Annotated in this window: 24 protein-coding genes; 13 read left to right on the top strand and 11 right to left on the bottom strand. The window is 72.7% G+C overall.

Features of this window, described 5'->3' with window-relative positions; translation table 11 throughout:
- Positions 1-12: 12 nt before the first annotated feature.
- The 4 genes from ACZ4TR_RS28255 to ACZ4TR_RS28240 all read left to right on the top strand — a co-directional run bounded on the left by ACZ4TR_RS28255 (position 13) and on the right by ACZ4TR_RS28240 (position 3,257).
- Positions 13-519, top strand: coding sequence for a cupin domain-containing protein (locus ACZ4TR_RS28255; protein WP_465289924.1), 507 nt, complete (start codon positions 13-15; stop codon positions 517-519).
- On the top strand, positions 516-1,409 hold the full coding sequence (locus ACZ4TR_RS28250; protein ID WP_465289922.1) for an alpha/beta fold hydrolase: 894 nt from the start codon (positions 516-518) through the stop codon (positions 1,407-1,409). The genes ACZ4TR_RS28255 and ACZ4TR_RS28250 overlap by 4 nt, the downstream gene beginning before the upstream one ends.
- Positions 1,409-2,338, top strand: a complete 930-nt coding sequence (locus tag ACZ4TR_RS28245) for a DODA-type extradiol aromatic ring-opening family dioxygenase (RefSeq protein ID WP_465289920.1) — start codon at positions 1,409-1,411, stop codon at positions 2,336-2,338. The genes ACZ4TR_RS28250 and ACZ4TR_RS28245 overlap by 1 nt, the downstream gene beginning before the upstream one ends.
- 130 nt (positions 2,339-2,468) lie before the next feature.
- Complete coding sequence (locus ACZ4TR_RS28240; RefSeq protein WP_465290701.1) at positions 2,469-3,257, top strand: glycoside hydrolase family protein; 789 nt, start codon at positions 2,469-2,471, stop codon at positions 3,255-3,257.
- Here the strand turns inward: ACZ4TR_RS28240 and ACZ4TR_RS28235 are convergent.
- From ACZ4TR_RS28235 to ACZ4TR_RS28225, 3 genes are all read right to left on the bottom strand, one after another.
- Complete coding sequence (locus ACZ4TR_RS28235) at positions 3,242-3,670, bottom strand: VOC family protein (RefSeq protein WP_465289919.1); 429 nt, start codon at positions 3,668-3,670, stop codon at positions 3,242-3,244. The two genes, ACZ4TR_RS28240 and ACZ4TR_RS28235, sit on opposite strands and share 16 nt — an antisense overlap.
- Positions 3,671-3,800: 130 nt before the next feature.
- Positions 3,801-4,514: an SDR family oxidoreductase gene (locus ACZ4TR_RS28230; protein WP_465289917.1), complete on the bottom strand. Its 714-nt coding sequence runs from the start codon at positions 4,512-4,514 to the stop codon at positions 3,801-3,803.
- A gap of 1 nt (position 4,515) precedes the next feature.
- Complete coding sequence (locus ACZ4TR_RS28225; protein ID WP_465289915.1) at positions 4,516-5,385, bottom strand: DUF427 domain-containing protein; 870 nt, start codon at positions 5,383-5,385, stop codon at positions 4,516-4,518.
- Between the two features lie 96 nt (positions 5,386-5,481).
- On the opposite strand from ACZ4TR_RS28225, the gene ACZ4TR_RS28220 reads away from it, so the two are divergent.
- A complete protein-coding gene (locus ACZ4TR_RS28220; RefSeq protein ID WP_465289913.1) occupies positions 5,482-5,982 on the top strand; it encodes a CGNR zinc finger domain-containing protein in 501 nt (166 codons plus the stop codon).
- Positions 5,983-5,996: 14 nt separating this feature from the next.
- Positions 5,997-7,679, top strand: a complete 1,683-nt coding sequence (locus tag ACZ4TR_RS28215; RefSeq protein WP_465289912.1) for an MOSC domain-containing protein — start codon at positions 5,997-5,999, stop codon at positions 7,677-7,679.
- Between the two features lie 11 nt (positions 7,680-7,690).
- On the opposite strand, the gene ACZ4TR_RS28210 is transcribed toward ACZ4TR_RS28215, so the two are convergent.
- Positions 7,691-7,819, bottom strand: coding sequence for a hypothetical protein (locus ACZ4TR_RS28210; protein WP_465289910.1), 129 nt, complete (start codon positions 7,817-7,819; stop codon positions 7,691-7,693).
- Positions 7,820-7,826: 7 nt separating this feature from the next.
- The gene (locus ACZ4TR_RS28205; protein WP_465289908.1) at positions 7,827-8,306 is read right to left on the bottom strand and encodes a hypothetical protein; all 480 of its coding nucleotides are present in this window, start codon (positions 8,304-8,306) and stop codon (positions 7,827-7,829) included.
- Between the two features lie 170 nt (positions 8,307-8,476).
- Here ACZ4TR_RS28205 and ACZ4TR_RS28200 point away from each other — a divergent pair, with 170 nt between their 5' ends.
- Positions 8,477-11,575 (top strand): ATP-binding protein, encoded by a 3,099-nt coding sequence (locus ACZ4TR_RS28200; protein ID WP_465289906.1) that lies wholly within the window; start codon positions 8,477-8,479, stop codon positions 11,573-11,575.
- A gap of 33 nt (positions 11,576-11,608) precedes the next feature.
- Here ACZ4TR_RS28200 and ACZ4TR_RS28195 read toward each other — a convergent pair whose 3' ends face one another.
- Positions 11,609-12,178 carry a GNAT family N-acetyltransferase gene (locus ACZ4TR_RS28195; protein WP_465289904.1) on the bottom strand — a complete coding sequence of 190 codons (570 nt, stop codon included), beginning with the start codon at positions 12,176-12,178 and terminating at the stop codon, positions 11,609-11,611.
- A 741-nt stretch (positions 12,179-12,919) separates the two neighbouring features.
- Between ACZ4TR_RS28195 and ACZ4TR_RS28190 the strand changes: the two genes are divergently transcribed.
- From ACZ4TR_RS28190 to ACZ4TR_RS28180, 3 genes are read left to right on the top strand one after another with little or no spacing between them, the layout of a single operon-like run.
- Positions 12,920-13,357, top strand: a complete 438-nt coding sequence (locus ACZ4TR_RS28190) for a helix-turn-helix domain-containing protein (RefSeq protein ID WP_364524664.1) — start codon at positions 12,920-12,922, stop codon at positions 13,355-13,357.
- Positions 13,354-13,860: a hypothetical protein gene (locus tag ACZ4TR_RS28185; protein WP_364524666.1), complete on the top strand. Its 507-nt coding sequence runs from the start codon at positions 13,354-13,356 to the stop codon at positions 13,858-13,860. Before ACZ4TR_RS28190 ends, ACZ4TR_RS28185 begins: the two co-directional genes overlap by 4 nt.
- Positions 13,853-14,896: an MAB_1171c family putative transporter gene (locus tag ACZ4TR_RS28180; RefSeq protein WP_364524668.1), complete on the top strand. Its 1,044-nt coding sequence runs from the start codon at positions 13,853-13,855 to the stop codon at positions 14,894-14,896. Before ACZ4TR_RS28185 ends, ACZ4TR_RS28180 begins: the two co-directional genes overlap by 8 nt.
- On the opposite strand, the gene ACZ4TR_RS28175 is transcribed toward ACZ4TR_RS28180, so the two are convergent.
- The 4 genes from ACZ4TR_RS28175 to ACZ4TR_RS28160 all read right to left on the bottom strand — a co-directional run bounded on the left by ACZ4TR_RS28175 (position 14,897) and on the right by ACZ4TR_RS28160 (position 18,538).
- Positions 14,897-15,853 carry a catechol 2,3-dioxygenase gene (locus ACZ4TR_RS28175; protein WP_465289902.1) on the bottom strand — a complete coding sequence of 319 codons (957 nt, stop codon included), beginning with the start codon at positions 15,851-15,853 and terminating at the stop codon, positions 14,897-14,899. It abuts the gene before it with no gap.
- A 10-nt stretch (positions 15,854-15,863) separates the two neighbouring features.
- Positions 15,864-16,910: a 4-oxalomesaconate tautomerase gene (locus ACZ4TR_RS28170; RefSeq protein WP_465289900.1), complete on the bottom strand. Its 1,047-nt coding sequence runs from the start codon at positions 16,908-16,910 to the stop codon at positions 15,864-15,866.
- Positions 16,907-17,611, bottom strand: a complete 705-nt coding sequence (locus tag ACZ4TR_RS28165; protein WP_465289898.1) for a 4-carboxy-4-hydroxy-2-oxoadipate aldolase/oxaloacetate decarboxylase — start codon at positions 17,609-17,611, stop codon at positions 16,907-16,909. The genes ACZ4TR_RS28170 and ACZ4TR_RS28165 overlap by 4 nt, the downstream gene beginning before the upstream one ends.
- Positions 17,612-17,860: 249 nt before the next feature.
- Positions 17,861-18,538, bottom strand: a complete 678-nt coding sequence (locus ACZ4TR_RS28160) for a GntR family transcriptional regulator (RefSeq protein ID WP_465289896.1) — start codon at positions 18,536-18,538, stop codon at positions 17,861-17,863.
- Positions 18,539-18,613: 75 nt separating this feature from the next.
- Between ACZ4TR_RS28160 and ACZ4TR_RS28155 the strand changes: the two genes are divergently transcribed.
- From ACZ4TR_RS28155 to ACZ4TR_RS28145, 3 genes are all read left to right on the top strand, one after another.
- The gene (locus tag ACZ4TR_RS28155) at positions 18,614-19,399 is read left to right on the top strand and encodes an NAD(P)-dependent oxidoreductase (protein WP_465289894.1); all 786 of its coding nucleotides are present in this window, start codon (positions 18,614-18,616) and stop codon (positions 19,397-19,399) included.
- Positions 19,400-19,536: 137 nt separating this feature from the next.
- Positions 19,537-19,722, top strand: coding sequence for a hypothetical protein (locus ACZ4TR_RS28150; RefSeq protein WP_465289892.1), 186 nt, complete (start codon positions 19,537-19,539; stop codon positions 19,720-19,722).
- Between the two features lie 301 nt (positions 19,723-20,023).
- On the top strand, positions 20,024-20,281 hold the full coding sequence (locus ACZ4TR_RS28145) for a hypothetical protein (protein WP_465289890.1): 258 nt from the start codon (positions 20,024-20,026) through the stop codon (positions 20,279-20,281).
- Between the two features lie 79 nt (positions 20,282-20,360).
- Here ACZ4TR_RS28145 and ACZ4TR_RS28140 read toward each other — a convergent pair whose 3' ends face one another.
- A complete protein-coding gene (locus tag ACZ4TR_RS28140) occupies positions 20,361-21,140 on the bottom strand; it encodes an IclR family transcriptional regulator (RefSeq protein WP_465289888.1) in 780 nt (259 codons plus the stop codon).
- Positions 21,141-21,225: the final 85 nt, after the last annotated feature.

Raw genomic sequence — 21,225 nt, 5'->3', positions numbered from 1 at the left:
GGAAGGTACGCCATGACCACCTCCGGACCCGGTTTCGCCATGACCGACTTCCTCGCGAGCATCAGCCACGCCGTCCGCCCCGACGGCCGGCGGCCGCTCGTGGTGCACGACGGAGACCTCGAAGAGATCCCGCCGGGCGCCGTCCCGAACCCGACGTCGCTGCGGATCGCCGGCACGCTGCCGACCGCGACGTTCGAGATCTTCCGGCAGGTCATCCCGGCCGGCGAGAGCTCGGACCTGCAGCGCCACCACCACGAGACCGTCCACTTCGTCCTGACCGGCGACGGCCACAGCGAGATCGAGGACGAGACCGTGGGCTGGACGGCCGGGTCGTTCGTCTACACCCCGCCGTGGACCTGGCACCGCCACCACAACGACTCGGCCGAGCACCCGGTCGAGTTCCTGACCATCGAGAACTCGCGGCTGCTCGGCCCGCTCGGGCTGAACCGCCGTCAGAGCGCGGGAACGGCGACCCTCGCCGAAGCCCGCGCCCGCTTCGACCACCGGGAGGACCTGTGACCGAGCCGATCCCCGACCACGTCGGCATCTGGGGCGAGCTGGGCGAGCTCGACCACACCCTGCGCCACGTCGACGTCCCGCTCGACGGACGTCCCGTGCGGACGCGGGTGCTGCAGGCGGGCACCGGGCCCGACCTGGTCCTGCTCCACGGGACCGGCGGGCACCTCGAGGCCTACGCCCGCGACCTGGCCGGCCTCGCCCGCGACTTCCGCGTCACGGCCTACGACATGATCGGCCACGGCTGGTCGGACCTGCCCGACCGGCCCTACACGATCGACGTCCTGTCCGCGCACCTCGTGTCCCTTTTGGACGTTCTCGGCATCGGGCGGGCCCACCTCTCGGGCGAATCGCTCGGCGGCTGGGTGGTCGCCTGGACCGCCGCCCACCACCCGGACCGCGTCGAGAAGCTCGTGCTCAACACCCCGGGCAACATCGCGAACAAGCCCGAGGTGATGGCGCGGATGCGCGACAGCACGATGGCGGCCGTGCTCGACCCGAGCGACGAAACCGTGCGCCGGCGGGTCGAGTTCCTGTTCCACCACAAGGAGATGGTGACCGACGAGCTGGTGAACCTGCGCCGCCGGGTCTACTCCCGCCCCGGGTTCGTCCAGGCGATCACGAACACGCTCGTGCTGCAGGACCCCGAGGTGCGCAAGGACTTCGCGTGGGACCCGGCGTGGGTGGCGAAGGTCAAGGCGCCGACGCTGCTGCTGTGGACCAGCCACGACCCCACCGGCGGGCTCGACGAGGCCGAGCTGCTGCTCGGCTGGCTGCCCGACGCGCGGCTGCACGTCATCGACGACGCCGGGCACTGGCCGCAGTGGGAGAAGGTCGCCGAGTTCCTCGACGTCCACCGCGACTGGCTGCTGGCCGAACAGGACCCGTCCTGATGGCCGCGATCGCCGGGTTCGCCGGCATGTCCCACAGCCCGTTCGCGACGCTGCTGCCGCCACCGTCCGACGGCGGGCCGGGCGCGAAGTTCCTCGCCGACGCCGACCGGGTCCGCCGCGCGGTCGAGGCCCGCGCCCCCGACGCGGTCGTCGTGATCGGGCCCGACCACTTCCACGGCAACTTCTACGACGTGATGCCGCCGTTCGTGCTCGGGGTCGAACACGCGGTGGGGTTCGGCGACTTCGGCAGCACCGAAGGTCCGCTGCCGGTCGCCGGGGAGCTGGCGTGGTCGGTCCACGACGGACTGACGACGGCGGGCTTCGACGTGTCGCTGTCGTATTCCCTCACCGTCGACCACGGCATCGTGCAGACCTACGAGATGCTGACCGGCGGCACCACGCTGCCGATGGTCCCCCTCGTCGTCAACACGGCCGCGCCGCCGCTGCCCACCCTGGAGCGGTGCCTCGCCTTGGGCCGGGCGCTGGGGGCGGCCCTGCGTTCGGCGAGCTTCCCCGGGCGGGTCCTGGTGGCGGCGAGCGGCGGGCTGTCGCACTGGCTGCCGTCGAACGACCCCCGCGACGTGGCGGGCGAGCGCCGTGAGTCGCTGATCCACGGGCGCTCGGACGTCCGCGCCTTCGCCGCGGCCCGCGAACCCCGCGTCCGCGCCATGGGCGGCGACCCGGGCGCCCGGGTGAACACGGAGTGGGACCGGTGGTTCCTCGACCGCCTGAGCACCGGCGACGCCGGCGCGGTGGCCGGCCTCGGCCACGAGGCGCTCGAGGCGTCGGCCGGCCGGGGTGGCCACGAGGTGCGCTGCTGGCTCATCGGCCAGGTCGCCGCCGGGGCACCCCTCGTCTGGACCGGCTACGAGCCGGTGCCCGAATGGATCACCGGCATGGGCATCGGCACCACGTTCCCCGTGCCCTGACCGCCGATCGGGCAACGACGGTTCCCGTTCGCACCTCAGGCGGGCCCGCGTTCTTGCCGCGGCTCCCGGGAGTGCGTTACCCCGGTGGAGGACCAGCGCGACTTCCTCCGAGGAGCGGCTCGTGAAGAAAATGCTCGCCATCGTGGCCGTCGTTCTCCTCGCTCTCGGCGGCCTCGCCAGTCCCGCCGCCGGGGCGAGCAGCAAGAAAGGCGTCAGCGCCAACCCCTATGCCGGGGCCGCGACCGCGCTGCAGGACGTCGGGGCGAAGTGGTTCTACACCTGGGCAGCCGACCCCCAGGGCATCGCCGCGCCGGCCGGCACCGAGTTCGTGCCGATGATCTGGGGACGGGACTCCGTGACGCAGGACCAGCTCGACCGGGCCAAGGCGGCCGGCCGCACCCTGCTGGCCTTCAACGAGCCGGACCTGGCGGGCCAGGCGAGCATGCCCGTCGAGACGGCACTGGACCTGTGGCCGCGGCTGCAGTCCACCGGCATGCGGCTCGGCGCGCCGGCCGTGGCGTACGGCGGCGACGTCGCGGGCGGCTGGCTGGACCGGTTCATGAGCGGCGCCGCGGCGCGCGGGTACCGCGTCGACTTCATCCCCCTGCACTGGTACGGCGGGGACTTCTCGAGCGCGGCCAGCGGTCAGTTGCAGTCCTACCTGCAGAAGGTCCACGACCGCTACCACCTCCCGATCTGGCTGACGGAGTACGCGCTGATCGACTTCTCGGGCTCGGCTCCGCGCTATCCGTCGTCGGCCCAGCAGGTCGACTTCGTGCAGCGGTCCACCGCGATGCTCGACGGGCTGTCGTTCGTGGAGCGGTACGCGTGGTTCTCGCTGTCGACGTCGACGTCCCCGACGGGCCTCTACTCCGGCACGGCACCCAACGCGAGCGGCGTCGCCTACCGCGCGGTGTAGCCGCGTTCCTGGACGATCCACGTGTTGCCGTCCAGGTCGGCGAAGCCGAAGAAGCTCGCGTAGTCACGCCGGTCCGGGTCGGCTCCCGGCGCGAAATCCCCTTGCCAGTCCACGGACTTCTTGTGCCGCACCGCGCTGACCGCGACGCCACGCTCCGCCAGTTCCCGGTGGGCGGCTTCGATGTCGGTCACCACGAGGTAGTGGTCCCGGGCCGAGCCGGGGGCCGCGCCGGTCAGGCCGGTCCCGAGCTGGATCGACGCCGCCGAGCCGGGCGGGGTCAGCTGCGCGACCCGGAAACCGTCGTGCGGCGCGTAATCGACGTCGAGGGCGAAGCCGGCCTGCGCGGTGTAGAACCGGACCGCCCGGTCGACGTCGGCGACGGGCAGGGTGAGGACCTCGATGCGGAACTCCATCACGCACGCCCCCGCCGGGCCGGGCGGCGGACGACCCGGCGCGGTACGTAGATCGCCGGGACGAACCCGGCCTCCGGCGTGAGCGCGCCGGCCGGGCGCGAAATCTTGCGAGTGCTCATGACCGCTCCCATCACACGAGGGGTTCGCCGCCGTCGACGCCGAGCGAGACACCGGTCAGGAAGGTGTTGCCCAGCGCGAAGACCACGGCTTCGGCGATTTCTTCAGGACGTCCGACGCGGCGCGCCGGACTGGTGGCCGCGCGAGACGCGAACAACTCCGCCTTCTTCTCTTCCCCGAGCGCGTCGTAGGCGCCGGTGTCGATCGTGCCGGGCGAAATCGCGTTCACCCGGATCGGCGCCAGCTCCACCGCAAGCCCGCGGGTCAGCGCGTCCACCGCGGCGTTCGTGGCGCCGACGGCGAGCAGGCCGGCGGCGGGCTTGCGCGCCGACGATCCCGAGAAGAAGACGAACGAGCCGTCCTCGGGCATGCGCGGCGCGAAGTGCTTCGCCAGCAGCAGCGGGCCGAGCACCTTGACGTCGAACGACCGGAGCACGACGTCGTGGGCGAGTTCGCCCACGGCGCCGCGGGCCCGGGCCGACCCCGTCGAGACGACGTGGTCGACCCGGCCGAGCCGTTCGGCCAGCGCGGCGACGGAGTCCTCGTCGGTCAGGTCGACGGCGGCCGCCGTGACGTCCGGGTCGTCGTAAGCCTTGGCCAACGCCTCCTCGTCGCGCCCGGCGACGACGACCGCGGCCCCGGCCGCTCGGACGGCGAGCGCCACCGCCCGGGCGATCCCGCTGCCGCGGCCCACGACGAGCACGCGGCGATCCTGAAGCGAAGTCATCTCAGTTTCCTTTCGAGGCGAGCAGTTCGCCGGGGTCCAGGCCCCGGTCGATGCCGTGCGGGGTGACGCCCTGGCCCGGTTCGAGGGCGAGCTTGCGGCCGTCGAGGGTCACGTCGACGGCGTCCGGCTCGAACGACACGAACCCGGACACCCGCTCGACCTCGGGCCACGCCTCCGGGTACGACCAGGCGGCGCGCTTGCCCGCGCCGATGTCGAAGTAGCCGGCCAGCCCCTTGTACGGGCAGAAGGTCTCGCCGTCGACCGGCGTCAGCGCGTTCAGGTCGATGTCCTCGCGCGGCACGTACCAGCGCGGCGCGAAGCCCGATTCGTAGAGCACGACCGGGCGCCGGGTCTCGGCGACGACGCGGTCGCCGTCGCGCACGACCAGGTGGCGCGAGGTCTGCCGGATGTCGATGCGGTGGTACGGGTCGGCCGCGTGGCCGACGATCCGCTCGTCCTCCTCGTAGAACGCGTCCATCGCCCGCCAGGCGAAGGCGACGCGGTCGCGCAGGACGTCCGCGTGGCCCGGGGGGCCGGTGTAGCGCCACGCCGCGCGCGGGGCGGTCTTGCCCGCCGCCTGAACCGAATACCACTCGGTGGCGCCGAGCTCGCGGTGCGCCGTCGTCCGGTTCTCGGCGACGAGCGCGTCTTCGCGGACGTCGGCGAGGGGGAAGTACGCCACCGGGTAGCGGCCGGGTTCGTGCAGCAGGACGACGTCCTCGCTGTCGGCCACCCATTCCCCGCCGAACCGCACGCGCATCCGCCGCCGCAGCGGCTCGGCGAACAGCATCCGCTCGGGCAGCGGCTGCTCGACCAGGAAGTGCCCCACCGCCCGCGTCGCGAGTGGTCCCTGCTGCCAGGCCAGTCCCATGACCTCCTCCTAACCCCTTTGAATACCTTTGATGGTTAGACACGAAACCACCGGTAGGGTAACCTGTCAAGGGTGAGTTTGGAGGTTAGGTAGACGATGACCGACGAGATGCTGCTCCTGGATCTGCTGAACACCACCCCGGTGCGCGACGGCACCCCCGGGGACGACCTCGCCGACGCGAAGGCGGCGCGCCAGTGGCTCGCCGAGCACGGGCAGCCGGCCACCGATGACGAGCACCGCGCGGTGCTCGAAGCGCGGTCGGTGCTGCAGGCGATCGTGCGGGGCCAGGAGGCGCCCGCCGCCGCGGCGCGGTTCGTCGACGACGTGACCTACCGGGCGTCCTTCGGCGACGACGGCGTCGAGTGGGTCCTCGACGTCCCCGCCGGCCGGTCCGCCGCCGCGCGGGCCGTGCTCGCCTGGGACGCGCTCGCCAAGTCGAGCCCCGGCCGGCTGCGCCCGTGCGCCAACCCGGAGTGCCGGCTGTTCCTGATCGACCACAGCAAGCCCAACAGCGCCCGCTGGTGTTCGATGGCCGTGTGCGGCAACCGCATGAAGGCCCGGCGGCACTACCAGCGCTCCCGTACCGCGGCGGACTGAAGGAGACGACCACCATGGCCCGCTTGGTGTCACTGAACGTCGGCATGCCCCAGGACGTGCCCTGGCAGGGGCGGACCGTCCACACGGGAATCTTCAAGTACCCGGTCGAGGGCAGGCGGCTGGTCCGCCGGCTCAACGTCGACGGCGACGGCCAAGGCGACCTGGGCGGCCACGGCGGCGAGAACCGCGCGGTGCTCGTCTACCAGCGCGAGTCCTACGAGCACTGGCGGCGGTTCCTCGGCCGCGACGACCTCGAAGACGGCCAGTTCGGCGAGAACTTCACCGTCGACGGCCTCCCCGACGACGAGGTGCACATCGGCGACCGGTACCGGATCGGCGAGGCCGAGTTCGAGGTCACCCAGCCGCGCGTCACCTGCTTCCGCGTCGGGATGCGCCTGGGCGAACCGCGGATGCCGGCGCTGCTGGTCGCGCACCACCGGCCCGGCTTCTACCTGCGCGTCATCACCGAAGGCCACGTCGGAGCCGGCGACGAGATCGTCCGCACCCGCACCGGCCGCCACGAGATGAGCGTCGCGGACATCGACGCCCTCCTCTACCTGCCGGGCCGCGACGCCGGCGCCCTCCGCAAGGCCGTCGACATCCCCGCGCTCAGCCCCGGCTGGCAGGGGTCGTTCCGCGGCCTCCTGGCGGAGGAGGCGAAGCCGGCCCCCGCACCGGGCGGGTGGAGCGGCTTCCGCCCGATGCGCGTCGCCCGGGTGGTGGCCGAGAGCCCCGCGGTGTCCTCGATCCACCTGGCCGCCGACGACGGCGCGCCGCTCCCCCGGCCCGAGCCCGGCCAGTACCTCACCCTGCGCGTCCCCGGCGCCGGCGACCCCGCGCCGGTCCGCAGCTACTCGCTGTCGGCGGCGCCGTCGGACCACGAGTACCGCATCAGCGTCAAGCGGGACGGAGTCGTCAGCAGCTACCTCGGCACCCGGCTGACGGCCGGCGCGCTGGTGGACGTGGCGGCACCCCGCGGCGACTTCGTCCTGGCCGACGACGACCGTCCCGTGGTGCTGGTGTCCGCGGGCATCGGCGTGACGCCGGTGCTGGCGATGCTGCACGCCCTCGCCGCGGCCCGGACCACGCGGGAGGTCTGGTGGCTGCACACCACCCGGACCGCGGCCGAGCAGGCGTTCACGGACGAGGCGCACCGGCTGATCGCCGCCCTTCCCCACGGCCGCGAACACGTCCACTACTCGGCCGAGAGTGGCCGGCTGACCCTCGAGACGTTGTCCGCGCTGGGCCTCCCGCCGGACGCCACCGCGTACCTCTGCGGCCCGGACGCGTTCATGACGGCGATGCGGGAAGCCCTGGTGTCCCTGGGCTTCGACGCTTCCCGTGTCCACAGTGAACTGTTCGGCGGGGTGTCCGCGATCAACCCGGGACTCACCGGCGTCGTCCGGAAGACCCCGCACGTCCCGCCGGGCGCGGCGGGAACCGGCCCGGCGGTGACGTTCGCGCGCAGCGGGCTCACGGTGCCGTGGAGCGAGCGGTACCCGAGCCTCTTGGAGCTCGCGGAGGCGTGCGACGTGCCGACGCGCTGGTCGTGCCGGACCGGGGTGTGCCACACGTGCGTGACCCCGGTGCTCTCGGGCCGGGTGGAGTACGACCCGGACCCGCTGGAGCCCCCGGCCGGCGGCGAGGCGCTCGTCTGCTGCGCCCGGCCGCGGGAGGACGTCGTCCTGGACCTCTGACGCCTCTCGCGTCAGAGGAGCAGGCTGGCGAGAAAGCCCACCAGCAGGCAGAAGCCGCAGATCTTGACGATCGAAACCGGGGTGAACAGGATTTTCATGGTCGGCGGTTTCCTTTCGTGAGGTCGGATGTTCGCGCGCACCGCCCGTTCACCTCGGGTCCGCGGTGAACGGGCCGACGGTGACGACGTAGGTGGCGTGGTCGGCGTATTCGGTGGCGCCGATCGCGTTGCTGTAGCCGACGATGGCTTCGCCGACGCATTGGCAGGGAAACTCGAAGCGGCGGTTGATCGCCCCGGTGAAGTTCAGGATCACCCCGTACTGCCCGGCGCCCGCCGACCGCACCGAAACGGTGACCGGTTCGCGCGCGTAGATCGAGAACCCTTGTGCGGGGCCGGTGAAGGGACCGTCCGAAGGAGTGGCGAACGTACGATCGCTGAACAAGTAGTGGTCGGACGATGCCGTCAGCTCGCCCGGGCCGGACAGCCGGGCGTTCAGCGTGAAGTTCCCGGGGAACCGGCCGCAGAACCCGGCGATGCCGTCGGGCTGGTTCGAAACGACGGTGAGCCGGTAAGTCCCGTCTCCTCGCAACGAGGTGAACAACCGCTCGAGGTCGGCACAAGTGCCCATGGTGTTTCCGCCCTCCGATTCGGGGAAAAGTGGCCTTTCACACCAGCGTGGCCACCGTCCCCCGGCCCGGCACGCGATTCGAAGAACCGAACGGTTTTCGCCCCCGGGGATAACCTGGAGACACACCGGCACCTCTCCGCCGGCGGCCCTGAACCGGGGTGGAGGCGGAAATGGCTGATCCCGATGACCGCGTCCGGCGGCGGCTGCGCACTCTGCAGCGCGCGGTGGGCGGTCCGAGCGACGCCGTCCTGGCCCGGCGCAGCGGGCTGTCCGCGGCCACGTTCTCCGAGGTGATGTCGGGCAAGCGGAGCCCGCGCGAAGAGTTCGTCGCCAAGGTGGTCGCCGGGTGCGTGGTGTCGGCCCGGGTGAACGGCCAGGCCCCGATGGACGTGCGGCGGGTCCTGCACGCGTTGCGGCTGCCCGGGCACACCGCGGCCGACAGCGGGCTCCTGGAGCGCGACGACGACCTGGACCGCTGCTCGGCAGTGCTGGAGGCGGTGCGGGACCGGGTCGGCGGGACGGTGGTGATCGAGGGCCCGGCCGGGATCGGCAAGTCGCACCTCGTGGCCCAGGTGTGCACGGAAGCGGCGGTGCGCGGGATCGTGCCGCTGGCGGTGCGGGGCAACCAGCGTGACCAGACGATGGCGTTCGGCGCGGCCCGCACCTTGCTGGCCCGCTGGGTCGCCGGCCGCGGCGAGCGGGAGCGGCGCGCGCTGTTCGCCGGGGCGGCCGATTTCGCCCGCGTGCCGCTCGGCGTACCCCAGGCCCGGCACCGCGGCCCGGATTCGATGATCGGGCTGACCGAGGCACTGTACTGGCTGGTGGTCAACGCGACGTCCCTCCTTGGCGCCGGCGGAGACGAGGAGGGACTGCTGCTCGCGGTCGACGACGCGCACTGGCTGGACGAGGAGTCGTTGCGGTGGCTGGAGTTCCTCGCCGACCGGCTCACCGGGCTGCCCGTCGTGCTGCTGCTGGCGCACCGGCCGCACGAACGGGCCGCACTCGCGCGCATCGCGGTGCGGGCGACGGAGGTCGTGCGGCCGCGGCCCCTCGGCCTGGCGGCGGTGCGGACGCTGGTCCACCGCGGCTCGCTCGCGACCCGGGGCCGGGGCGACGAACCCGACGACCGCTTCTGCGCGGCGCTGCTCGACCGCAGCGGCGGCAATCCGTTCTACCTGAGGTGGATGCTCGACACGGCGAGGGAACGCGACCTGAAACCCACGGCCTCCGGCGCGGACCGGGTCGGCACGCTCACCCCGCGACACGTCGTGGGCTACCTGTCCGAACGGCTGGTCCAGCTCGGCCCGGCGGCGCGGCGGCTGGCCCGGGCCATCGCGGTCCTGGGCCCGGGACACCCGCTCGGGGACACCGCCCGGCTGGCCGGGCTGGCGACGGCCGAGGCGAAACGCGAGTACGACCGGCTCTGCGACGAGGCGATCCTCGTCCCCGGATCGACGGTCGAGTTCCGCCACCCGATCATCCACAGCGCCGTCTACGACGACATCGACCCGTCCCCCCGCAGCGATCTCCACCTGGCCGCCGCCCGGCTGCTGCAGGAACGGGACGCCGCGCCCGACGCCGTCGCGGCGCACCTGCTGAACGTCCACGCCGCCGGTGACCCGTGGGTGGTCGACCGGATGACCGCCGCCGCCGAGGACGCGCTCGGGGCGGGGCTCGCCGCCACGGCGGCGCGCTACCTCAAGCGGGCGATCGAAGAACCGCCGCCTCTGCCCCGGCAGGGCCGCGTGCGGCTCCGGCACGGCCAAGCCCTCGCGTTGGAGCAGGTGGCGGCGGCGCTGCCCGAACTGCGCGCGGCCTACCGGCTGGCCCCCGACGACCTGCTGCGCACCGACGCGGCCGTGGCGCTGGCCAAGACCCACGGCTACGCCGACCAGCTCGGCGACGGCGTCCGCCTGCTCGACGCGGCGCTCGAGCGCTGCTCGGACGAACGGCAGCGGCAGCGGCTGCTCGCCGAACAACTGCTCTGGGCGACCTGGTGGGCCGACGATCCGCGCCGCGCCGACCGGATGGCCGTGCTGGACCGGATCGCGCCCCCGCTGCCCGGCGCCACCGACGTCGAACGGCTGCTGATCGCGCTGCACGCGTGGAGCCTCGTCCTGCGCGGCCGGCCGCGCGCCGAGGCGTTCGCGGCGGTCGAGCGGGTCACCCGGGCCGGGGTGGTCTTCGCCGACGTGGACCAGGGCATGGAGATCGCCACCGTGTCCGCTTTCGTGCACCTCTACTCCGGCGCCGCCGACGTCTCCCACGGCCTGTTCGACCAGGCGGTCGACGAGTTCGAGCGCAACGGCTGGCGGGGCACGCACCTGGCGTTCGCCTACGCCAACCGCGGGCACTCGGCGCTCCGGCTCGGCCGGCTCCACGACGCCGTCGCCGACACGGACATCGCCCTGCGCCTGGCCATCCGCAGCGGTACCGGGACGCCCGCCGAGTGGTTCGCCACCGGCACGCTCGTGGAGACCCTGCTGGCCCGCGGGGAAACCGGTGCGGCGGCGAAGATCTGCGCGGACCGGGGATATCGCGACCGCCGGCCGGACGCGGTCGTCATGCCCGTGCCCGAGGCGGTCGAGGGAAAGCTGCTCCTCGCGCAGGGCGGCCACGACCGGGCCGCCGCGGCCCTGCGCGAGGTGGGACGCCGGCTCGACGCCGCCCCGGTGGTCAACCCCGCGGTCTGCGGGTGGCGCTTCGACCTCGTCGAGGCGGTGCGGCACTCGGCGCCGGAGGAGGCGCGAGAAGTGGCGGCCGAAGCGGTGCGGCTGGCCGACGAGTTCGCCGACCCCGCCACCCGCGGCCAGGCGCTCCGGACACTCGCGGCGGTCGACGCGGATCGCCCGGCGCTGCTGGCGGAATCCGCCGACCTCCTGCGGAACGCGCCGGAGCGCGGGGAGTACCTGCGCACTCTCGCCCGGCTCGGCGCGGCCTTCGTCCGGTCCGGGCACACCGGAGACGCCCGGCGCACGTTCGCCGAGGCCGTCGCGCTGGCCGACGAGTGCGGCACGGCCGCCCTGCGGAAGGACCTCGAGGGCGAACTCGGCGAGCTGGGGGTCACCGTCGCCCGGCCGCCGCGGGTCAACGCCCTTCCGCCCCGTTCGCGGCGGATCGCGGAGCTCGCCGCCGACGGGCACTCGGAAGCCGAGATCGCGCACAAGACCGTGCTCGACCTCGACACCGTCCGCAAGCTCGAACTCGGCGTCCACGAGCTCCTCGGGACCGAATCGCGGGCCGGGCTCCGCCGCGTCCTGAACCGCTGAAGACCGGCTGTCGCGTGTGCCCGGCGGCCGCGATCAGCGGAGGTCGAGCCGCATGAGCCAGCGGACCCGGCGATCCGCCCGCGCTTCGGTCGGCCGGACCCGCTCGAAGCCCGCCGCTTCGAACAGCGACGTCGTGCCGACGTGGGCGGCGCTCGAACTGATGCGGGCGCCCTCCGGGTCCACCGGGTAGCCCTCCACCGCCGGCGCGCCGTGCGAACGCGCGTAGTCGACCGCCCCGGCCAGCAATGCTGCGGACACCCCGCGGCGGCGGTAGGGCGAGCGCACCACGAAGCACACCACGCTCCACACCGGCAGGTCGTCGAGCGGGGGCATCGTGCGGGAGCGCTTCAGCCGTTCCATGCTCGACCGCGGCGAGACACCGCACCAGCCGACCGGGGTGTCCCCGTCGTAGGCGAGCACGCCCGGCGCGGGCTCGCCGGCGCAGAGGCCCCGGACCCGGTCAGCTCGCGCTTCGCCGCGCAGCGCGCTGTACTCGGCCGACGTGGCGCGGTACGCGAGGCACCAGCAGGCGCGTTCGTTGCCGCCGGGGTTGAGGATCGCGGCGACGTCTTCGAAGCGCGAAGCAGGGCGGATCAGCACCATGGGATCACCGTAGGATCGGATTCCCGACAAGGCGACGTCGGTTGGGGGACTCGGGTGGATCGGCTCGTCGGCTCCGGCCGCTACCCGGGGCCAAACTCCTCACGGCGTTCCGCTAGCCGATTTATCGACTCCGGTCACGACCGCGGCCGGCGCCGCTACAGCCACCGCCGACGCCGTGACGCCGAGCCAGACCGGGCCCGCCGAGCGGCACCCGGCCGATCCGGGAGAATTCGGCTGCGGCGTCCCCGAACCCGATGGACATGCCGCAAAAGAGGACTAGCGGCTGGAACCGGTGCAGCGGGCGTCCGCCGGCCCGGGGTGCCGGACGGGGACGATGCGCGTCACCGGCACCGGAACCGGCGGACCGGATCCGGTGAGCACCGTCGTATAGACCGTTATACGGGTCAGGTGGACGATCGGTGTCGTCTCGCAGCTGGACGCCGCGACGAGCACGACGTCGGGTGAAGCGTCTTCGCTTCAGGTTCGCTGCCCCGCAGGGCAGCCGGCGCCTCCGATGCAGTGGGCGTAGAGCAGTCCGGCAGCGCCCACCACGGCCAGCCGTCCCGGAATCGTCCTCGCTCGGACCGTCTTCCTCGGAATGTGAACCGCCCCCTCGCCCATTCACATCAGTTGGTGAACTCGGCGGCGATCGTAAACTGACGTGACCGGCGCGGTCAACTGAGGTGGACCGGTGACCGTGAACCGGCCTCACCGCAGCTGGCGCCGCGCTAAACTCCGGACATGCCGGAGGAGATCGCCGCGGGAACCCTCTCCGCGAAGCTGAACCACCTGTTCGGCGTCGTGCGCCCCGCCGACGGCGACGAGTACACCTTCGACGAGGTCGCCGAGTCGATCCGCACCCAGGGCGGCCCGACCATTTCCGCGACCTACCTGTGGCAGCTGCGCAAAGGCCTGCGCGACAACCCGACCAAACGGCACCTCGAAGCGCTCGCGGGGTTCTTCGGCGTGCCCCCGGCGTACTTCTTCGACGACGCGGAAGCCGAGCGCATCGACGCCGAGCTGACGCTGCTCAGCGCGTTCCGCGACGCGCCGGTCCGGCAGATCGCGCTTCGTGCGCGCGGGTTGTCGGCGAAGAGCCTCGAAGCGATCAGCGACATGGTCGATCGCGTCCGCGAGCTCGAGGGCCTGCCCGAACCGGCGAGCGACGCCGAACGATGAGCTCGCGCGGGCGACGGCAGCTGCGTCACCGCTTCTCCGCGGTGCTGCGGGACCTGGACCTGCCGGCCTCCTTCGACGTGCCGGCGTTGTGCGCGGCCCTGGGCGAGCGGCGCGGCCGGCCGATCCGGTTGCTGCCGCTGCCGGGCCTTTCGGAGGTGTGCGGGCTGTGGATCGCGACGGACACGACCGACCTGATCGCGTACGAGCGCCACACGAGCGCGCCGCACCAGGACCACATCGTGCTGCACGAGATCGGCCACATGCTGTGCGACCACTACCCGGCGTCGCTCACCCCGGCCGAGCAGATGCGGCTGCTGCTGCCCAGCCTGGACCCGGCCATGGTGCGGCGGGTACTGGGACGGGCGGGGTACACGAGCGTGGAGGAGCGTGAGGCGGAGTTCTTCGCTTCGATGCTGGGACAGCACACGGGACTGGCACAGCGCGGCGATTCGGTTGCGGACCGGCTGCGCTCGGCCCTGGAGGACGGCGGCGACCGTGGGTGAAGTCCTCCGCCGCTACGGCCCCGCCGCCCTGGCCTGGGTCCTGCTGCTGGTCCTGCGTCCCGGCCCCGCCGCCGGCCGCCGGCTCGTGCGGTTCTGCGTGCTGGGTCTCGCCGTCTCGCAGACCGCGCTGATCCCGGCCGTCCGCGACCTCACCCGCGCCCTCGGCGTGCCCAGCGTCGAACTGCTCGTCGCCCACCTCGCCATGGTCGGCGCGGTCTGGGCCGGCGCCCAGGTCCTCCTGCGCCTGCACGGGCTTCCGGCGAGCGCCCGCCGCCACACCGCCTGGGCCCTCGCCGGCGGCGCCGCGATGGTCGTCACCTTCACGCTGGCCCCCGACGTCATGCCGCAGTCGCCGTTCGTCATGGAGTACTGCATCGCCTACGCGGTGGCGCTCCTGCCCGAGTTCGCGGTCATCGGGCGGCTGTGCCTGCAGGACGCGCGCAAGGCGCCGGACCGGATCCTGCGCACCGGGCTCGGCCTGGTCGTCGCCGGGATCGTCGCCGCGGCCGCGTACATGGTGATCCGGACCGTCATCGCGATCTCCGCCCGCGCGCCGTTCGACTTCGACTACGGCCGGGGTTTCCTGCTGAGCAAGGCCCTCCCCACGACGGCGCACCTGCTCGTGCTCGTCGGCGTCGGCGTGCCCGCGGCCGCCGGCTGGCTACGCCGCCACCGGCAGTACCGCCGGCTCGGCCCGCTCTGGCTGGCCCTCTACCGGGCCGAGCCCGCGATCGCGCTGGAACCCCCGCGCACCACCGTGTTCCCGACCCGCCTGCAGCTCTACCGGCGGGTCATCGAGATCCGCGACGGCCTGCTCGTGATCCGCCCGTACCGCAGCGGGTCCGGCGCCGGGGAACACCAAGAAGCCGCCGAGATCCTGGCCGCCCTGCGCGCCCGCGAGGACGGCCTGCCCCCGCTCGCTCCCGAGACGACCGTCCAAGGTGGACAGGACCTCGGCAGCGACACCGAGTACCTCTGCCGCGTCGCCGACGCCTTCCGGGAAATCAGCCGGCGGCCCACCGCGGACGTCTCCTGATCACTCCACCGGCGGCGTGCCGTGCGTGTGGAACGACTCGATCGTCTTCAGCCCCCACGCCTGCCCCTTCGCCCGCTCGGCCTCGGTCCACGTGACCGGTTCCCAGTCCGGCGCGAAGATCAGCCGCCCGGTCGGGTTGCACAGCTCGATGCGGTTGCCGCCGGGCTCGTAGAGGTAGAGGAAGAACGTCTGCTGGATCGCGTGCTTGTGCGGGCCGGTCTCGATGTGGACGTCGTTGTCGAGCGCGATGTCAGCCGCCCGCAGGATGTCCTCGCGCGTGTCGGTCGCGAAAGCGATGTGGTGCAGGCGCCCGTTCGACTTCGTCCAGTCGGTCGTGTAGACGATGTCGTAGGACTTCTGCGCGAAGTGCGTCCACTGCCCCGAAATCACGCCGCTGTCGAGCTGGATCTGCTCGGTGACCCGGCCGCCCAGCGCGTCGCAGATGAACCGGCCGTTCACCTCGGCCTCGCGAGCCAGGTAGTTGACGTGGTCGAGACGCCGGACGCCGACCCCGCGCCCCGGGTAGGCCTGCGCCTGGTTCTTCAGCGCGGGCCGCAGGTGCTCCGGCGGCCGGTACCGCTCGGTCTCCCAGTAGACCTCGAGCTCGTGGCCGTCCGGGTCGCGGAACAGGTAGGTGGGGCCGATCCCGGTGTCGCCGTCGACCCAGCCGACGCCGAGCCCGCGCTCTTCGAGGGCGACCACGCGGCGCTTGAGGGCCTCTTCGCTGGACGCGCGCACCGCGGTCCGCCCGACCCCGGACGTCTTCGCGGCGGTGAGCTTCAGGCTGTGGTGCTCGTAGTCGTCCCAGGTGCGCAGGTAGACGGAGTCGCCTTCGCCGCCGTTCTCGGTCAGCCCGAGCACGCGGACGAAGAAGTCCAGGCTCTTCTCCGGCTCCGGGGTGAGCAGCTCGACGTGACCGAGGTGCGCGATCTCGTGGCGGGGCGAGGGCTGGGGCATCGAGGGCTCCTCAGGGGCGGGGGAAGACGGTGCCGTCGAACAGCTTCCGCGCGGTGCGGATCACCGTCGACCGGCGGACGCGGGACCCGTCGAACTCGATCGCCACCGCGAGCTTGCCGCTCGGGTGCTCGATCTGCACGGGACCGCCGTCGGTTTCGAGCAGCTCGTGGCCGACGGCACCGTCGAGCAGCAGCGCCGTGACGACGCTGACGCCGCCGAGCACGCCGATCGAGGGGTGCGGCTTGACCGGGATGAACGTCCGGGTGCAGATCGCGCCGCCGTCGCGGGGCGCGGCGACGAGCGTGGTCTTGGGGACCGAGCTGCCGCGGACGTCGCCGAGGCCCATCAGTTTCCCGGCCTCTACGCGCAGCGCGTCGACCCGCTCGGCGAGAGCGGTGTTCGCGCCGAGCTCGGCAGCATCTTCGTACCCGGTGATGCCGAGGTCTTCGGCGCGCGCGACGACGACCGGCATCCCGTTGTCCACACAGGACACCGGGATGCCGCCGATGTCGTCGCGGACGTTGCCGGTGGGCAGGAGGCTGCCGCAGACGGACCCTTCGGTCTCGGTGAAGTCGAGCTCGACGGGGGCGGCGGTGCCGGGCACGCCGGAGATGGCGGTGCCACCGCTGTAGTCGACTTCGCCGCCGGGGGTGGCGAAGGTCGAGACGGCGATGGTGCCGGTGTTGACCAGCCGCACGCGCACGGTGGTGCGGTCTTCGCCGGCGGGGACGAGGCCTCGCTCGACGGCGAACTGCCCGACGCCGGCCAGCAGGTTGCCGCAGGTCTGCCGGTCGGAGACAGTGGGTTCTTCGACGCCGAGCTGCAGGAACAGGTAGTCGATGTCGTGCCCGGGCTCGCTCGCCTTCGAGACGATGGCGACCTTGCTGGTGACGGGCTGGGCCCCGCCGACGCCGTCGATCTGGCGCGGGTCGGGGGTGCCCATGATCCGCATCAGCAGGTCGTCGCGGGTTTCCGGGTCGGCGGGGAGGTCTTCGGCGAGGAAGTAGGCGCCCTTGGAGGTGCCCCCGCGCAGGAGCATGCAGCGCACGCCGGTCATGCCTGCTCCTTCTCGTACTCCTCGGCGGTCAGGTAGCGGACGCCGAGGGCATCCAGCTTCTCGCGCAGGCCGTAACGGTCCAGGCCGAGCTGCCCCTGGGCGAACGCTTCCCTTGCGGCGGCTTCCTTTTCCAGCCGCGCCTGCGAAGCTTCGAGTCCACTTCGGACGTCCTCGCGGCGGACCCGCATGACGCCGTCGTCGTCGGCGAGGATGGCATCGCCGGGGCGGATCACCTGGCCGCCGATGACGACGGGCACGTTGACGGCACCGGCGGTCGCCTTGACGGTCCCCTGCGCGCTGACGGCGGCCGACCACACGGGAAAGCCGAGGGCGCGCAGCTCGGCGACGTCGCGGACGCCGGTGTTGATGACGAGGCCGCGGACTTCGCGGTACCGCAGCGCGGTGGCGAACAGTTCGCCGAAGAGCCCGTCGCGGCACGGCGAGGTGGTGGTGACGACGAGGACGTCGCCTTCGCGGCACTGCTCGACGGCCGCGTGGATCATGAGGTTGTCGCCGGGCCAGCAGAGCGCGGTGACGGCGGTGCCGCCGATGCGCGCGCCCTCCTGGATGGGGCGCAGGTCCGGGCCGAGCAGCCCGGAGCGCCCGAGGGCCTCGTGCACGGTGGCAACGCCGTAGTCGGCCAGGCGCGCGACTTGCTCGGGATCGGCGCGCGGCGGATCGGTGACGATGACGGGCTTCATACGGTTCACGGTACGGTTCGGTTGACGAAATTGTCAACAATTTTGGTGAGCAGTCGGCGCGGTCATGGGCGCGAAAGGGGTGACGAAGGTGGGTGCGCCTCTGCACCCGGGGCGCCGCGCACCCAATGCGGCGTTCAGTGCGCCCCACGCACCCAAAGTGGCGTTCGGTGCATCCCACGCACCCAAAGTGGCGTTCGGTGCATCCCACGCACCCAATGCCACATTGGGGCGCTCCGAACCGGCCGGAGATCAGCGGTGGAGCGGCGAAACCTCCGCGGCGTCAGCCGCCTTGAGGGCCTCGATCACGCTTCCCAAGTGGGCCCGCGCCGCCTCGGCTGCGCGGGCCGGGTCGTTTGCGCAGATCGCGTCGATGATCGCCAAGTGCTCCGGCAGCGATACCTGCGGCCGGCCCGGGCGCATCGCCAGCCGGAACTGGTGGCGCACGCTCTGCCCGCGCAGCCTCTCCAGTACCTGCGCCGCCGTGCGCTGGCCGCTGATCTCGCGGACCCGGCGGTGCAGCCGCTGGTTGAGACCCGAATACCCGACCACGTCCCCGCCCGCCACGGCCTGGTGCATCAGTTCACCCAGCTCGCGCAGCTCGCCGACCTCCGCGTCGGAAATGCGCTCCGCCGCCTTCGCCGCGCACAGCGACTCCAGCATCATCCGGACTTCGGAAATCTCGACGGCCTCTTCCAGCGACACCGCGCGCACCCGGGCACCGCGGTTCTGCACACGCTCGACGAGCCCCTCGTTCGTCAGCTCGATCAGCGCCGCGCGCACCGTCGCGCGGCTCGCGGCGAACTGGCCGGACAGGTCCGCCTCCACCAGCCTCTGGTTGGGCACGAACTCACCCTGGACGATCGCGTCGCGGATGGCCGCCACCACGGAACGCTCCCCCGGCTGCCCGCCCGCCGCACTCTCCGTCATACCCCGGCTCCGCTTGTTGACAATTTTGTCGAGAACATCGTGTACTCAATCGTAGCTTGTAGAGAGGATTTTGCTATGACCGGAACCATCGCGGTACTGGGTCTCGGCGAAGCGGGCAGCGCGCTCGCTCGCGACCTGGCCGCCGCCGGAGCCGTCGTGCGCGGCTACGACCCGGCCGTCGCCGCCGTCGAGGGTGTCGTCGCGGCCGGCTCCGAGGCCGAAGCCGCCGAGGGCGCCGATCTGGTGCTCAGCGTGAACAGCGCGGCCGCGGCCGTCGGCGCGCTCGAAGCCGGCATGACCGGCCTGAAGGCGGGCGCCGCCTGGGCCGACCTGAACACCGCCTCCCCCGGCACCAAGCGCAAGCTGGCGGACATCGCCGCCGGACACGGCGTGCCGTTCGCCGACATCGCGATCATGGCGCCGGTGCCGGGCCGCGGCCTGCGTGTCCCGATGCTCGCCACCGGTGTCGCCGCCGAGATTGTCGCCGATTCTCTCACCACATTCGGCGCCGCGATCGAGGTCATGACCGGCGACGCCGGACTCGCCGCCGAACGCAAACTGCTCCGCAGCGTGTTCTTCAAGGGCATGTCGGCCGCCGTGGTCGAAGCTCTGACGGCCGCACGCGCCGCGGGCTGCGAGGACTGGCTGCGGAAGATCATCGTCGACGAGCTCACCTCGGCGAACGCGGCCACCGTGGACCGGCTCGTCGACGGCTCTTTCAAGCACGCCGTCCGACGGACCCACGAGATGGCGGCGGCCGCGGAGATGCTCGGCGAGCTGAACGTGCGCGCCGACGTCGCGTCCGCCGCTCGTGACCAACTTGCGTCCATAGCTGATTCACAGGATTGTAAACAATCTTGACGCAACTCTTGTGGCCACTATCTCGCCTGGCTGGTTCAGCGCGCAGACGCTGATCTACGCGGCGGCCGGCGCCTACTACCCCGCCGCCAGCCGGCCACGGCTCTCGACTGAGTTCCGGCGTCGGCCGGACGGGCGCGGTGTCCGGGCCGTGGCTGGGCGGTGTCCTCGTCGCGGGCGGGCTGTCGTCGCTCGGCTTCGTGGTGTTCGCGATCGCGGGTCTCCTGGGCGCGGCGATGGTCGCCCTGGTGCGGCAGAAGACGAACAGCGCCACGGCTTCCGGACCGGCCGGGCGGACACCGGTTCCCGGCCCGCAGAGCGCCTGACGTCTTCGGGCGCTGGTCCGCGCCCGGAATAGGCTCAGTGCTCGCCGTCTCGGCGGACGTCAGGCGAGCCGAAAGCCAGGTCCGGCAACGACTGCCCGTCGGCCGCATCGCATCACTCCAACCCGTTTGCCGTCCCCGGCGAGCGGCCGGGAGGACTACATTCGGGGGTCCGGGAGCCAGCAGGCCCCGGCGACTCCGCCCCGGTCCCCGGCGGCGCCACTCCTGTGGTCGAAGCCGTCCGGAGGGCCGGAATGACAGCCCACGCCACCTCCTGCACGAACGCGCGCCCAGCACCGGTCCGATGACCGGCTCACGGTCGTGGCCGCCGCCCGAGGACCGGACCGATCCCTTCGTCCTCTCGGAAGAGCAGCGGCACCGGGCCGTTCGCGTGGTCGCCTCCGCTTCGCACGACGCCGGTGACTGCGCGCTGCTGCTCGCCGTCCTCGGTCTCGCCGCGGCCGACGGCCGTCCGCCGGTGGCCGACGCTCCAACCGGGTCCGCCGAACCGCCGGAACCGCACCGCCGGTGGCGAAGCACCCCGCAGGCGCGGCGGCGGTGACCCGGTAGCCGCGAAGAGCCGACGGCCAGGCGTTCGTACAACCGCGTGAGCCGCGTCGGGACGCTCCTGCGCCGAACCGTCAGCGGCCGGCCAGCTCCCGGGAGATGCCGCGCGCCGCCGTCTGCACGGCCAAGCCGAGGCGCCGGGGCTGGGCGACCCGCTTCGGGACGAGGACCCCGAGCACGCCCGCCAGCGTGTCGCCGCGGCCGAACACCGGTGCGGCGACGGACACGATCGACTCGTGCTCGTCCTCGCGCCGGAAGATCGCGAGCCGCTCGCGGCGCACCTCGGCGAGGGTGCGGCGCAGGACGTCGGCGGGGATGAGGCGGTTGTCCGGCTCGCTGTAGACCGGCTTGGCGAGCAGCTCTTCCTGGACTTCCTTGGGGGCGAAGGCCAGCAGCGCGAGCCCGACTCCGGTGGAGTGCAACGGAAGCCGCCCGCCGATGCGGTAGTCGACCGGCGTCGCCTGGTGCGCGGAAAGCCGCTCGACGAGCATCGCCTGCATCCCGTCGCGGACGGCGAGCTGGACGTGCTGGTGGGTCACCTCGGCGAGGTCGTTCATGAACGGCAGCGCCACCTGCCGCAGCCCGTGGCCGCGCGGGGCGAGCGTCGCGACCTCCAGGAGCCGGAGCCCGACGCAGAACCGGCCGCTGTCGTCGCGCTCCAGCGCACCCCAGTCCACCAGGCGGTTCGCGAGCCGCAACGCCGAGCTCGGCGGGATGCCGGCCCGGCGGCTCAGCTCGGCCAGCGTGAGCGTCCGGTGCTCCGCGTCGAACGCCGACAGCAGCGACAACGCCCGGTCGACGACCGGTTCCCCGTGCGGCGGACGGCGGCCCCGCACGCGCACGGACTCCGTCACGACGACCTCGGCGTTCCATTGGTTGGCATCCCTCTCACGGTACACGGCCCCGGGCGCTCATCCTTCCCGCAGGTCAGCCGCGATC

The organism is Amycolatopsis sp. NPDC028719 (assembly GCF_055565395.1).
Note: the sequence above shows the minus strand (reverse complement) of the source record. Positions and strands in the feature narration are given on the sequence as shown.